The following is a 14,725-nucleotide window of genomic DNA, read 5'->3' on the forward strand; positions in this document are numbered from 1 at the left end:
TAAATACAAAATGTCTTATAGTACTTATAATCAATGATTTAAAATGAATTTAAATGATTTAAGTTAAATCAAACTCACGTAAATTACGATTCCATTTTACCTGCTGCAAATTACTTGCAAAAACACATTATGCACTTTATGGAAACAGTCGCGTGGAAATAACTGGTATTTCATCTAGAATTTTAAATCATTATTTAGGCATTTATTAAAAAATACTATCTTTCCTGCAAGATTAATATGTAAAATGCAGATTATCGGATTTTTACAAAAAGAGATTATTTGCATTGAAAGTGCTTAAAAATGAAATACGGGATTTAGTTAGCCAAAAAGTATTGGTAAGCATTTTTTATATAGGTATAATTTTCCTAGACGCTCTCGGATCCGTTTTTCCTAATTACTTAAATAGGCAGGTAACACTTTTTATGCCGCTTCCCTTAGTTTTTATTATACATGTGTTGAATGCGAAAAAAAAGAGCAAATTGTTTTTACTTTCGTTAGTGTTTCACTTTTTAGGACTTTATTATTTTAATAACCCATATAAGGCCTACAATGGCTGGGGAATTGTTTTTCATGGTATAGCCTTTTTTTTATATTTTTTAATTTTATATAGGCACTTCCAAATAGTTAGTACAAAGCGGGTTTTAAAATTCTCTTTCCTAATTATGATACTTGTAGGAATACCAACAGCTATATATTTTGAAGGGATGAAGAAAGCCTTTCTTTTGCAAGAAACGATGCTTTATGTATGCTGTGTTACACTATTTATATTTAGTGCATCTATATTATATATGGAAAATAAAACAAAAACCAATCGGTTTTTGTTATTCGCAGCAGTTTCAATCCTTATAAGTGCGTACTTACAAGGATATCATCTGTTTATGGGGAAAAGTGATTTTCTGGTGTTTTCTTCTATAATATTTTTTAACCTAACACATTATTTCATGTGCTGGTATTTAATAGAAAAATCAAAGCAAAAATCAGCTCTTGTTTAAGCTTTTTTAGCACAGCAAGCTTTGGTACAATCTGCAGCGCAGGCTTTTTTCTCTGCTTCTGTTTTGTTTGCACAACATGCTTTAGCGCAATCTGCAGCACAGGCTTTTTTAGTAGAAAAACCATCAACTGTTTTCATGTCGCTAACTTTGTAAACATCTGCAACTTTAGTAACAGTTTCTTCTAATAATACAGGTGTTACTTTTGCTTCGTTGTATTCAACCATGGCTAGTTTTCTGTCGAAATCTACAGTAGCAGACTTTACACCTTCCATTTTAGATATTTTCTTCTCAATGGTTTTTGCACATCCAACAGCACATGTCATACCATCAATAGTAAATTCTGCTTTAGCATAAGTAGCATTAGGGTCTAATTCTTTAGAAGTAGTTTCTGTGGCAACCTCTACAGTTTTAACTTCTGGTTTTTTTTCATTTTTGCAACTAATAGTAATTAATACCACCATTACAATTGCTATAATATTTCTTAATGCGTTCATTATTTATAAGTATTAATTTGGTTACAAAACTACTAAATAAAGCTGTTTATTGCATTAAAAAGCGGAATTTTGTGATTTTTAAAAACGGTTTAAATGAACAGTATTAATTCAAAATGGATATATCTTTTTGCACTCTCTATAATTTGGGGAAGCTCGTTTATTTTAATCAAAAAATCATTATTAGGCTTAACAGCCTATCAGTTGGGAGCTTTAAGAGTTATAATTTCGGGATTTTTCCTTTTGATTTTTGGATATAGTACACTTAAGACCATTAAAAAATCCGATTGGAAATGGATTGCAATTTCAGGTCTTATAGGGTCATTTGTGCCTTCTTTTTTCTTTGCAATAGCAGAAACCGAAATAGATAGTGCTGTTGTTTCCATTTTAAATTCGTTAGTCCCTTTAAATACCATTTTAATTGGTTTTGCGGTTTTTAAAATAACTTCGACAAAACGTCAGATGTTTGGAGTCATCATCGGTTTTATAGGAACAGTTATGTTAATTTTAAAAGGTGCAGATTTAAATCCTAATCAAAATTACCTATATGCCATATTCGTGATTTTATCGACTCTTATGTATGCAACCAATATCAACATTGTTAAGAGACATTTGCAGCACGTAAAACCATTAACCATTGCAACAGGTAGTTTTGCATCGATAATAATTCCGGGAATCATTGTTTTATTATTTACAGGGTTCTTTTCGGTAGAAACGTTTGTTAATCCGAAGTTTAAAATAGCCATGGTTTATACCGTTATTCTATCACTGTTTTGTACGGCATTGGCATTAGTGTTGTTTAATAAGCTAGTACATATGTCTACCCCAGTATTTGCTTCTTCTGTAACGTTTGTTATGCCAATAGTTGCTTTAATATTAGGCTTTTTAGATGGTGAATCATTTAGTCTTCTTCAAGGAATAGCCGGTATTATTATCTTACTGGGCGTTTATTTATCCCACAAAAGGCAGAAAAAAAGTAGCTAAATTCGGCTCAAACCCCGCGATTTAGCCAAAAAACAGCTTCGAAATTATTTTTATACGTAAATTTTTACGAAATTTAAGTACATGTAAATCCTTAAAAAGATGAAAAAGATATCACTTCCAATTCGATTTGGCCTCGTTACAAGTGCTATGCTGATTGCTTATTTTTTGGTTTTATCATTGTTCGATAAACATACTAACCCTGCATTTAGTTTTTTTAATGCAGTAATAACTGCATTTGGAATTTGTGAGGCTGTGCGCTTAAGAAAAATTGAAAATCCAGAAACTTTTAGTTACGGCGAAGGTTTTAAAACAGGTGTTATTACAGGTTTTATAGCTACAATACTATTTACTGCCTTTTTCCTGTTTTATGCCACAGAAGTTAACCCAACCTTTTTATCAGAATTACTTCTAACAATTAAAGGCGGGTTTACTGTAGACATTGGTATGGTAACTTTTATAGTTGCTGTTATGGGCTTTGCAACAACAGTGGTTGCTGCACTTGCCATTATGCAGGTTTTTAAAAGTACCGGAAATGCTGTTCAAAACTAATAAAACATTTGTGTTTAATGGTTTAGAACATAAGCTGCCGCTGCTGGCAATTCTTTAATAAATTCTTTGATTTTAATTGTTTTTACTTTGACTTTTTCTTTGAGATTTTTCATTGTAATAGCTTTTTATTTTTGTTTTATATAACGATTGACAACAAAAATGCCCTCTCGATTTTTAGTAAACTTTTTCTAAGTGGTTAAAAGTTACTTTGAAAGGGATTTCAATTAAAAAAAGCCACGATATAAATATCGTTCAAAATACATGAAAAACGTTTGCAGTTTAATTAATTAGCAGTATATTTGCACTCATTTTTTGAATAAATTAATTAATAAAAACGTTACGCTATGTACGCAATTGTAGAGATAGCAGGGCATCAATTTAAAGTTGAAAAAGACCAAAAAGTTTTTGTTAACCGTTTACAAACAGAAGAAGGTAAGAAAGTTTCTTTCGATAACGTACTTCTATTAGCAGATGGTGACAAAGTAACTGTAGGCGCCCCAGCTATAGACGGAGCTCAAGTAGGAGCAAAAGTCTTAAAGCACCTTAAAGGTGATAAAGTTATAGTTTTTAAGAAGAAAAGACGTAAAGGTTACCGAGTTAAAAAAGGTCACCGTCAATCTTTAACAGAAATTGTAATAGAAAGCATTGCTGCTTCTGGAGCTAAGAAAGCTGCTAAAGCTGAAAAAGCTGCTCCAGCAAAAGAAACTAAAAAAGCAGAACCAAAAGCTAAAGCAGAAACTGCAGCACCAAAGGCTAAGCCTGCTGCTAAAAAAGAAACTGCTAAAAAAGCAGAAGCTCCTCAAGATTTAAGCAAACTTACAGTTGCTGAATTAAAAGAGATGGCTAAAGCTAAAGGTGTAGAAGGAATTTCTTCAATGAAGAAAGCCGATTTAATAGCTGCTTTAAGTTAATTTTAAAAAACTAAAATCGAAATAAAATGGCACATAAAAAAGGAGTCGGAAGTTCGAAAAACGGTAGAGAATCAGAATCGAAACGCTTAGGTGTAAAGATTTTTGGTGGTCAAGCTGCAATAGCTGGAAACATTATCGTTAGACAAAGAGGTAACACGCACCACCCAGGTGAGAATGTTTACTCTTCAAAAGATCACACATTACATGCCAGAGTTGACGGTATTGTAAAGTTTACTAAGAAAAAAGATAACAAATCTTACGTTTCTATAGAGCCTTTTGAGGCTTAAGAAATAGTTTCTTTTAAAATATTTAAAGCCCTTTCTGGAAACAGAAAGGGTTTTTTTATGAATCTTATTTAAATATTTCTAAAAGTTTTTTTTAACGTTAGTTAATTGTAAAAAGAAGATTTTTCTCTCTGTATAGATAACAATTAAATAAAAAGTACTTAAAACGCTTCGCTCATCTATTTTGTTATTTCGCTTCAACATTAAAGCAACAAAAAAGTCATGAGAAAAAATTACGTATTACTATTTATTACATTGTCACTTTCCTTTTTCGGATTCTCTCAAAACGGAAATATTCAAGGAAAAATTATTGATGAAAACGGGTTATCCGTACCTTTTGGAAGCGTATTAATAGAAGCTTTAAATACAGGAACTGTATCAGATTTTGATGGTAGTTTTTTAATCGTTAATGTTCCAGTTGGAAGTCACACTGTAAAAGTAACTTACTTAGGATATGCAGATACAGAAAAGGAAGTAACAGTACAAGAAGGAGTAACAGCAGAAATGATTATTGTGTTATCGCCAACAACCGAAGAACTGGATGATATTTTAATTACAGGATATAATAGCGGTCAGGCAAAAGCGCTTAACACTCAAAAAAACAAGCAGAACATTACTAATGTTGTTTCAACAGACCAAATAGGAAAGTTTCCGGATGCAAACATTGGAGATGCCGTAAAACGTATTCCTGGAATTACGATGCAGGTAGATCAAGGAGAAGCTCGTAATGTTATTGTTAGAGGTTTGGCACCTCAGTTAAATTCGGTAACATTAAATGGTAGTAGAATTCCATCTGCAGAAGGCGATAACCGAAACGTTCAAATGGATTTAATTCCATCGGACATGATTCAACTTATAGAAGTTAACAAAGCAGTTACACCAGATATGGATGCCGATGCTTTAGGTGGTTCGGTTAACTTAGTAACAAGAACCTCTCCAAACGGATTCAGAGTTGCTGCAACTGCAGGATCCGGAATTAGTTTCATTACAGATAAAAGAATTCTTAACGGATCATTTTTAGTAGGAGACAGAACGAAAGACAATAAATTTGGATGGATGCTTTCGGCATCTGTTAACGACAGCGATTTTGGATCGGATAATGTTGAAGCAGAATGGGTAAATGAAGCAGAAAACAATTCGGGCGATGATATTGAAGTAACACCTTTTGTAGAAGAATCTGATATTAGAACCTATCTGGTACAACGTATTAGAAGAAGCTTTTCTGCAAATCTGGATTATAACTTCAATGCCAATAATAGCATTTATTTAAAAACCATGTATAACTGGCGAGACGATAGAGAAAACCGTTTTAGGTTACGCTATCGTTCTATCGAGCCAATATTTACAGGAGATACAGAAGCAACAATTACGGGTTATCAAGGAGAAATAAGAAGACAAACAAAAGGAGGTATCGATAATAATAGAAACAAGAATACCCGTTTGGAAGACCAGCGTATGCAAAACTACAGTTTAGGTGGCGATCACCTTTTTGGTAAATTGGAATTCGATTGGTTGGCATCTTATGCAAGTGCATCGGAAGAACGATTAAACGAGCGTTACGTTGAGTATGAATTAGAGGAAACCGCTGGTGGCGATCCCATTCCTTTTAATGTAGATTTTGCTAATGAAAAATTCCCATTAATAACACCTGCCAATGCAAGTGATGTTGCATTGAGCAATTTTAGTTTAAAAGAGATTACAGAAGAAAACCAATTTACAGAAGAAAAAGATTTTAACTTTTTTGCCAACTTTAAATTACCAGTAGACTTTTTTAATACAGGAAACGGATTCGTAAAATTTGGAGGTCGTTTAAAAATAAAAGAAAAAGAAAGAAACAATAACTTTTTTGAGTTTGAGCCTACCAATAGCGATTTTGACGATTTAAGTACCTTACCGCTAGTAGACCAAACAGATCCTGACTTTTTAGCCGGAAGCAAATATGCAGCAGGGATGTTTGTAGACCCTGCTTTTTTAGGGCGATTAGATTTAAATAATGCCGCGCTATTTGATCTTTCAGACGTGCCTAGTGAATACGTGAGAGCTAACTACGACATAAAGGAAGATGTTTATGCGGGGTATGTTATGGCAAATCAAAAACTATCTGATAAATTCGATGTGTTGGTTGGTGTAAGAGTAGAACGTACCAAAACAGAAGCAACAGGAAATCAAATTGAAGACGAGGAGAACGTTTTAGGAACCATAACCAAAGACAAAAATTACGTACATATTTTACCAGGAGTTCATCTTAAGTATAACATTAATAAAAATACGGTATTGCGTTTTGCATGGACAAATACATTGGCAAGACCAAACTATGAAGATATTGTACCTAGTGTAGATGTTATTGCAGATGATGAAGAAATATTCTTAGGAAATCCAGAATTAAGTGCTACAACATCTATGAATTTCGATTTAATGGCAGAGCATTATTTTAGTAATGTCGGTATTATTTCCGGAGGTGTTTTTCAAAAGAATCTAAAAGACTTCATTTATACATTTGTAACAGAAACTACCGATAATACTTTTGGAGCCGGTACAACAGGCTTCGATGTAGAGCAACCTCTTAATGGTGATGATGCAAGTATCTTTGGGGTTGAGGTTTCTTTTCAGCGTCAGTTAGACTTTTTGCCAGGCTTTGCCAAAAACTTCAGTTTAATGGCAAACTACACACATTTAACATCTAGTGCAGATGGTGTTAGAGGGTCTGGCGGAGATATAAGAGAAGATGTTGATTTACCCGGTACGGCACCAAATATGTTTAATGGATCGTTGGCCTACGGCGGAAAAAAATTGAACCTACGCTTATCAGCAAATTTCTCAGATTCATATATAGATGAAATAGAAGGAAGTGCTTTTGAAGATAGATACTACGATGAGCAGTTTTTATTAGATTTTAATGCCTCTTATGCCGTTAACGATAAAATACGAGTGTATTTCGATTTAAACAATATAACAGACCAACCACTGCGCTATTTTCAAGGCGTTAAAAACAGAACCATGCAGGTAGAATATTATGGAAGACGCATTACGTTTGGTGTAAAATACGATCTGTTTAAAACAAAATAAAGATGCAAAAACTTAAGTTAAATACCATTTTTATTTCTTTTGTTACTCTAATGGCGTGTGCCACGAAGTTGCCAGAAATTGTAGCAGATGTTGTTACAGAAACGACTTTACACGATACAGACGACCCAGCTATATGGGTTAACCCAAAAGATGCTTCAAAAAGTATTGTTTTTGGTACCGATAAAAATACAGAAGGTGCCATTTACGCCTTCGATTTAGAAGGTAAGGTTATTGAAAGTAAAACGATAAGACATTTAAAACGGCCCAATAATGTGGATCTAGAGTATGGATTTCAGCTTAACGATTCTACTAAAGTAGATGTTATTGCATTTACCGAAAGGGAGCGCCAGCAAATACGTCTGTTTTCTGTACCAGATATGAAAGCATTGGATAACGGAGGTTTCCCCGTCTTTACAGATGTAAAAGAACCCGAAGCAAATTCGCCAATGGGTATAGCGCTTTACAAGTCGCCTAAAACACAGAAGGTGTATGCTATTGTAGGTAGAAAAACTGGGCCAGAAAAAGGATATTTATATCAGTATGATCTCATATCAGATAGTTTAGGCGTACATGCTAAATTAGTTAGAAAGTTTGGCGGGTTTAGTGGTAAAAAAGAGATAGAAGCCATTGCTGTAGATGATGAAGCAGGTATAGTGTATTATTCCGATGAAGGGCATTGCATTCGTAAATACCACGCAGAACCTTTAAAAGGCGATAAGGAAATTTACTGTTTTGGGGGTGAATATTTTAAAGAAGATATTGAAGGTATTGCCATTGCAAAGTATCAAGATAAAGGGTTTTTAATCGTATCGAACCAGCAAGCACATACGTTTAATGTTTTCGACTTAAAAACAAACACGTTTATTAAAGAAGTTAATTTAGGAACCAAAGAAACAGACGGTTGTGATGTTACAACCATGGCATTGGGAGATAAGTTCCCTGATGGATTATTTGTTTCTATGAACGACGAAAAGAATTTCTTTTTTCATGATTTAAAGAAGCTAAAGTTGTTGGAGGAATAAGAAAGAAAGCTTTGGTTAAAAGTTATAGAGGTTTATTATAAAAGTTTTAGTAAGCCTCTATCTATTTATTCAAAATATCCCAAACTATTTTTAAGTGGTGTTTGGTATGCATTTCTAAAAAACGAAGCGTTTTTACTTTCGGTAATATACCAAATATAAAATGCTTAAAGTGTGCATTTTCGTTTAGAAACCTTATGTTGTTTAAATGAAGCTTTGCATCTCGTAACTGATCATGTAAGTCTGTTGTTGAAATCTCATTTTTGGGAAGTACTACTTTAGGCGATTTTGCTCGTCCTCTTGGGATAAAACAAAACGGAAATAAAATACTCCTGATAATATTAAAATCTTTTTTGAAGTCATTCGGGTTAGATTTCTCTAAAGACTCAGAAACTCGATTTATAACCTTTAACGTATGATCCAGTTGCCATCCTACACTAGCCTGAGAAACCGCAGGATTGTTTTCATCCTTATAAGGCACATAGTCTTCTATTCTAGATAAAAGATTGTTTAGAGCAGCTATTTTTTTATCCGACATCGTTAAATATAATTATAAAAAATCAGTTAAGGAACTTTTCACTAAAAGAGTAGGAACACTGATTTTTTAAGTAGATCATCACCAGTATATAGCTACGGTGTACCCACATCTTTTTGATCAAGACACGAATTACACGGATTTACACGAATAAAACCTCAATATAATGGATAACTCTCGATGCTATTCATAATCACGAATCAGATTTTCAGTCTGTTTTTACAATCCAAGCCTGATTTATTTCTATTATATTTCTGTATTTTAATTTATTAATAAGTAAATACAGGTTACTTATTTGTAAATAATTTATATTTAGAACCATTTGTGATAATTCGTGAAATTAGTGTCTATCTTTATAAAACTATTATTTAATATGCAGCCATATTTGTGGGTACACCGTAGCAGTATACAGAGATGTACTATTCCTTTATGCTTATCGTTATATGTCTATGAATAAAATGATTGTTTTTTGTTTATTGCTAATAGTTGCTTGTAAATTTCCAGAAAAAAAAGAGACGCTTGTTAGCGAAAGTTTAGTAGAAAACGATAAAGGTTTAACTGAAGAAGCCCTAGAAGGTTTAGATAGTTTAAAGTTGAAGATTAATTTCAAGCCAAAAGGGAATTACAATTCAATTAAACAAGAACTGGTTCAGGATAGGGCCTACTTTAAGAACTTACTGGAAAGTAACCCTAAGAAATCAATTGATAGCGCTTCCAGTTATTTATATTCTAAATTGATTAACGATATTGTCCCGCATTGGTATGGTACGACGTGGGATTTTAACGGACATACCAATATTCCAAACCAAGGTGAGATAGCTTGCGGATATTTTGTGTCTACAACTTTAAAACACTTGGGTTTTAACCTAAACCGCTATAAAATGGCACAACAGGCGGGACTTATTGAAGCAAAAATGCTACAAGATAGATCGAACATTAAAGTATACTCAAACGTATCTTTTAGTACCCTAAAGACTAAATTAAACGAAGTTTACAAAAACGGGATCTATTTTGTTGGTTTAGATAATCATGTGGGTTACGTTCTAATTAAAGATAAGCAACTGTATTTTTTACATTCCAGTTACTGCGACGATGGGGTAGTTATAGAATTAGCAGAAACATCGCCTTGCTTTGTTTCAAATATTTACGTGTTTGCAGAAATAACAACTAATAAAAAACTCATTAAAAGTTGGATTTTTAATGAGCATTTGAGTGTCCCAACTGGTTAATACTGGCGTATCTTTTTTATCTTTGCATAGACTAAAACTTAGATACTATGCGACTTTTAAAATTCATTCTCTTTTTTATTGTAATTCAAGTATCTGCTCAACAAGGGGGCATGTGGATTCCTTCTCTTTTAGAAGGTCTGAACGAAGCAGAAATGACAAGTTTGGGCAGTAAACTAACAGCCAAAGACATTTACGATGTTAATAATTCCAGTCTTAAAGATGCCATTGGCCATTTTAATGGAGGTTGCACAAGTGAAGTGATTTCACCTAAAGGTTTGTTGCTAACAAATCATCACTGTGGTTTTAGTCAAATACAATCACATTCATCATTAGAAAATGATTATTTAAAAGATGGCTTTTGGGCAATGTCTCTTGCGAGGAAATTCCAAATAAAGGGCTTTACGTAGAGTTTATTGTAAGAATTGAAGATGTTACAAACGCTATGCTTGCAGGTGTAACAGATGGTTTAAGTCCTACAGAGAAACAATCAAAAATAGATATTAATAGAAACAGTGTTATAAAGGCAGTAAAAAAGGAAGATTGGCAAGGCATAAAAGTTAAGCCATTTTACAAAGGCAATCAGTATTATTTATTTGTTACCGAACGTTTTGATGATGTGCGTTTAGTTGGGGCACCACCTAGTAGTATTGGGAAGTTTGGTAGCGATACAGATAACTGGGTATGGCCAAGACATACAGGCGATTTCTCAATGTTCAGAATTTATGCAGATAAAAATAATCGTCCAGCAAAATACAGTAAGGATAATGTGCCGTATAAACCAAAACATTTTTTACCAGTATCGTTAGATGGTATTGAAGAAGGCGATTTCACGATGGTGTTTGGGTTTCCTGGTCGTACCAACGAATACTTACCAGCCGTAGCTGTCGAGCAAATTACTCAAAAAGTAAACCCATCAAAAATAGCTATTAGGGATGCCGCTTTAAAAGTGATTGATGCTCATATGAAAGCAAATGATAAAATACGCATTCAATATGCATCTAAGCAAGCACGAATTGCCAATGCGTGGAAAAAATGGATTGGACAAAATCAAGGTATAGAAAGAAGTGGAGCTGTAAACATTAAACGCCAGTTTGAAAAGGAATTTACAAAAACCATAAAAGAAAAAGGGCTTGAGGATAAATATGGAAATCTGTTACCAGAATTTGAACGCTTATATAAAGAATTTGAAGCGGTTAATGTAAAGCGCAATAACTTTGTTGAAGTCTTTGTACGTACTAACGAGCTTATGCAAATCATGTTTCGTTTAATACAAATGGAAAATGCTGCTAATCAAAGTGAAGCTGCTTTTGAAAAAGCAAGAACATCGATAATTAATGGCTTAAAAAAGGTTCATAAAAATTACAATGTAATTGTCGATAAAGGAGTTTTCGAATCTGTAATGCCATTGTATTCTAAAAATATCGACAACTCTATCTACGATAAAACAGCATTTACAAATCTAGATAATGCTTTGAAACTGATAGAAGGTAAGTCTAAAAAAGTAATTAAAAATCTGAATGAAGATGCTGCATATCAATATGCAAAACCTATGATCATTGATTTTTATCTGAATATAGAACCCGAGTTTCAACGTATCAATACACAAATCAATGCCGTTCAAACGCAATACATGAAAGCATTGATGGACGTTATGCCAGAAGAACGTTATTTTCCAGATGCTAACAGTACGCTTCGTATTACTTACGGAAAAGTAAACGGCTATTCACCCAGAGATGCGATTTACTACAATCCTGTGACGTATTTAGATGGCGTTATTGAGAAATATGTGCCCGGAGATTACGAATTTGATGTGCCCAAAAAGTTAAGGGAATTATACGATGCAAAAGATTACGGACAATATGCAGATACTAACGGAAAATTACCTATCTGTTTTTTAGGAACCAATCATACCACAGGAGGTAACTCGGGAAGCCCTGCAATTGACGCCGAAGGTAATCTGGTAGGCTTAAATTTCGATCGTGTTTGGGAAGGCACTATGAGTGATATTTATTATGACCCTGAAATTTGTAGAAATATCATGGTAGACTTACGCTATGTTCTTTTTATAATTGATAAATATGCAGGTGCGAAACATCTAATTGAGGAGATGATGTTGGTTCATCCTAAAGGTTAAAGCTATTATTAACCTAAACTCGATAAAATTTCAATAGATAAGTAGTTGTTGTGTCGTTAACAAACAACACTTTTTTATGTTGTAATGATTTATTCTTTCGCAGAACCTTTACGACTTAAGCAATAATAAATTCTTTATTTCTTTGTGTTCCAGACCTGTCAGGTTTTTAAAACCTGACAGGTCTCGTAAAATTTTAATGTAATGGTGTAGTTTAGATATAGATACTTTCTAATTCAGTTGAGAAAACAGTTTACTTTGCAATAACCGTCATATACTTTAATTCGCCTTTCTTCCACTTTTTAATTTCGCTTTCTGTTAGTGGTACAATCGAAATTATATCAAATCTCTTTTTAACGTTTCCATTTTTATCAACTTCGTGTTTTTTAGTAGCTGATTTTAACAACTTCAATCGAATTCTGACTAAATCATCTTTAAGAATTTCAGACGGAAAAATATCTTGATAAGATTTTAAGCCTAAAGCTTTAGCTGCTCTGGACAGCATCCTTATATTATATTTAGATCTGTGTTTAGGGTTTTCAATTTGCCCCAAATACCCTTCAGATACTCCTATGCGTTGAGCCAAATCTACCTGATCGATATACGGCTCTGACTTTACCCTTAAATCTCTCAACTTCTCAATAACATAAAAATCTATATGGGATATTATTATTTCAATAGTCATACTTGCATATATATAAGTATGTAAATCAAACGATTTGATTGACTATATTCACATGTCTATTGCTATGTAATTTATTTTTAATATATTAGCCTCAGATTATTTAAATTTGCGATTCTTCGTATAGAAAATATTTGAAGCTTTCGCTTTGAATCTCTGAATTGAAAACTGGTAATTTTACAACCACGAGATGATAAGCAGATTGGCTCGCGTACCCGGGCGTGGGCTCTCTTATCGTGGTTCGGTATACCAGTACCTCAATTCAGGTAAGTTGAGTTCTACGCCCTTTTTATTTTAATAAAGGGTTGGTAACGCATTTGTCCTATTTTTTTTGAATAGAAGTTAGCTGTACCTGGTAGTTTAACTTATCGCTTTTTAAGATTCCTTTAGATACTGAAACATCTATCCTGAATTTAGTTCAAGAAGTTAGGTATAAGCGTGTTCAGTGCTGATTTTTAATAACTTAAAAAACTAACCCATGCTAGAAATTAAAACCAAAACGCCATCACTTAAGGTGTTAATGTCCCATTATGTCACTTTAGCCTTGCTTATATTATTGATAGATAAGTCGGGCTTAACAAAAACCGTTAAAGAACACTGTAAAACGGGGCTAAAGGTTATCGGGATTATTTATGCCGATGAAGCTTACGGTATGGGAACCGAAGCTTTATTGGAAAAAGAATTCAAGGAATTTTTTAAATTATTTTCCCCTTCATGTTTTAACGACCAAGGGGTGATTTCTGCAGATATAGTTTTGAAAAACTTAAAAATGAGCATTATAACAGAAGATATCATACATATGGTTCGGGAGTAAATAGTTGCCTACTTAAATATAATTTAAGGTGAGTTCGATTTAAAAGCAGTCTAATTTTAACGATAAATACACTAAAAATGTTACTTGTCACCTTGAGCGCAGTCGAAAGGTCATTAAAACCTATAATTTTAGATAGGTTTCGACTTTAGCCTGTCTTGAGCGGAGTCGAAAGGCTCAACCCGACACTTAAATTAAATCACTGGCATTCAATATAATAATATTATGATTACGTCGAACTCACGTTAATTTAAAATACATATAAAACACTTTTACATTAACGTCGCACAACTTATGTAGGATGTAAGCCATTCCCTTTTGCTTTTTATATAGAATTTGTAATTTCTTCTATAAGTAAGAGAAATTTAATCTCTCCGTTTATTGTAATGCAGGTGCACTTGGAAAAACAATAAGGTCTCTAACTAAAATTTTTCTGGTAAAGGGGAATCTTGCATCAATTTTTCATTTAATCAACATAAATCAATCATGAATATTAATACTAAGATTAGATCTTATTGTTTACTTGATGTTAAATCGTTCAATATCTAAATACATCATAACATCATTGATACAGGTTTTTAAATTGGTTTTTATTTCTTGAGCCCAAAACCGGAATACGGTATATCCCATATCTTCTAATTGTTGGTTAACTTCTTTGTCTCGTTGTATGTTCCTTTCAATCTTCGGAATCCAAAAATCGCGATTCGTTTTTAGTTTGGCTTTTCGTTCATCCCAATTATAACCATGCCAATATTCGCCATCAATAAAAATGGCAAGTCTATATTTTTTTATGCTTACATCGGGTCTCCCTGGGAGTTGTTTGCTGTCTACCCGATAACGTACGCCCTTGCTCCAAAGTGCTTTACGAAAAATCATTTCTGGCTTGGTGTTTTTACCACGAATTTTGCTCATCATTTTAGAGCGCTTTTTTGTGGTATAAAACCCTGATGCTTCGCTGAACCTTGGAACTTTTATTTTTTTGTATTCATAGGTCATAACTATTCTAAAATACAAATAAAACCAGACAAGAAACATTTTCTT

Annotated in this window: 12 protein-coding genes and 2 pseudogenes; 10 read left to right on the forward strand and 4 right to left on the reverse strand. The window is 33.3% G+C overall.

Annotated features, from left to right (window positions below):
• Positions 1-81: 81 nt before the first annotated feature.
• A pseudogene (locus C1H87_RS23795) lies at positions 82-162 on the forward strand (gliding motility lipoprotein GldD); the annotation flags it as partial.
• Between the two features lie 826 nt (positions 163-988).
• Here the strand turns inward: C1H87_RS23795 and C1H87_RS14455 are convergent.
• Entirely contained in the window at positions 989-1,486 is a 498-nt protein-coding gene (locus tag C1H87_RS14455; protein ID WP_102756491.1) for a heavy-metal-associated domain-containing protein, read from the reverse strand.
• Between the two features lie 93 nt (positions 1,487-1,579).
• Between C1H87_RS14455 and C1H87_RS14460 the strand changes: the two genes are divergently transcribed.
• From C1H87_RS14460 to C1H87_RS14485, 6 genes are all read left to right on the forward strand, one after another.
• Positions 1,580-2,467, forward strand: coding sequence for a DMT family transporter (locus C1H87_RS14460; RefSeq protein WP_102756492.1), 888 nt, complete (start codon positions 1,580-1,582; stop codon positions 2,465-2,467).
• Between the two features lie 99 nt (positions 2,468-2,566).
• Complete coding sequence (locus C1H87_RS14465) at positions 2,567-3,016, forward strand: DUF4199 domain-containing protein (protein WP_102756493.1); 450 nt, start codon at positions 2,567-2,569, stop codon at positions 3,014-3,016.
• Between the two features lie 344 nt (positions 3,017-3,360).
• Positions 3,361-3,927, forward strand: coding sequence for a 50S ribosomal protein L21 (gene rplU, locus C1H87_RS14470; protein ID WP_102756494.1), 567 nt, complete (start codon positions 3,361-3,363; stop codon positions 3,925-3,927).
• 26 nt (positions 3,928-3,953) lie between these two features.
• Entirely contained in the window at positions 3,954-4,214 is a 261-nt protein-coding gene (gene rpmA, locus C1H87_RS14475; protein WP_102756495.1) for a 50S ribosomal protein L27, read from the forward strand.
• A gap of 219 nt (positions 4,215-4,433) precedes the next feature.
• Positions 4,434-7,277 (forward strand): TonB-dependent receptor, encoded by a 2,844-nt coding sequence (locus tag C1H87_RS14480; protein ID WP_102756496.1) that lies wholly within the window; start codon positions 4,434-4,436, stop codon positions 7,275-7,277.
• 2 nt (positions 7,278-7,279) lie between these two features.
• Positions 7,280-8,299, forward strand: coding sequence for a phytase (locus C1H87_RS14485; RefSeq protein WP_102756497.1), 1,020 nt, complete (start codon positions 7,280-7,282; stop codon positions 8,297-8,299).
• Positions 8,300-8,360: 61 nt separating this feature from the next.
• Here C1H87_RS14485 and C1H87_RS14490 read toward each other — a convergent pair whose 3' ends face one another.
• Entirely contained in the window at positions 8,361-8,834 is a 474-nt protein-coding gene (locus C1H87_RS14490; protein ID WP_102756498.1) for a DUF1569 domain-containing protein, read from the reverse strand.
• 446 nt (positions 8,835-9,280) lie between these two features.
• On the opposite strand from C1H87_RS14490, the gene C1H87_RS14495 reads away from it, so the two are divergent.
• Both C1H87_RS14495 and C1H87_RS14500 read left to right on the forward strand, forming a co-directional pair.
• Positions 9,281-10,060, forward strand: coding sequence for a hypothetical protein (locus tag C1H87_RS14495; RefSeq protein WP_158655231.1), 780 nt, complete (start codon positions 9,281-9,283; stop codon positions 10,058-10,060).
• 47 nt (positions 10,061-10,107) lie between these two features.
• Positions 10,108-12,194: pseudogene (locus C1H87_RS14500) on the forward strand (S46 family peptidase).
• A gap of 250 nt (positions 12,195-12,444) precedes the next feature.
• Here the strand turns inward: C1H87_RS14500 and C1H87_RS14505 are convergent.
• Complete coding sequence (locus tag C1H87_RS14505) at positions 12,445-12,876, reverse strand: helix-turn-helix domain-containing protein (protein ID WP_102756500.1); 432 nt, start codon at positions 12,874-12,876, stop codon at positions 12,445-12,447.
• Between the two features lie 475 nt (positions 12,877-13,351).
• Here C1H87_RS14505 and C1H87_RS14510 point away from each other — a divergent pair, with 475 nt between their 5' ends.
• A complete protein-coding gene (locus tag C1H87_RS14510) occupies positions 13,352-13,687 on the forward strand; it encodes a hypothetical protein (RefSeq protein WP_102756501.1) in 336 nt (111 codons plus the stop codon).
• 516 nt (positions 13,688-14,203) lie between these two features.
• Here the strand turns inward: C1H87_RS14510 and C1H87_RS14515 are convergent.
• A complete protein-coding gene (locus C1H87_RS14515) occupies positions 14,204-14,719 on the reverse strand; it encodes a very short patch repair endonuclease (protein WP_102756502.1) in 516 nt (171 codons plus the stop codon).
• Positions 14,720-14,725: the final 6 nt, after the last annotated feature.

Source organism: Flavivirga eckloniae (assembly GCF_002886045.1).
Lineage (GTDB): Bacteria > Bacteroidota > Bacteroidia > Flavobacteriales > Flavobacteriaceae > Flavivirga > Flavivirga eckloniae.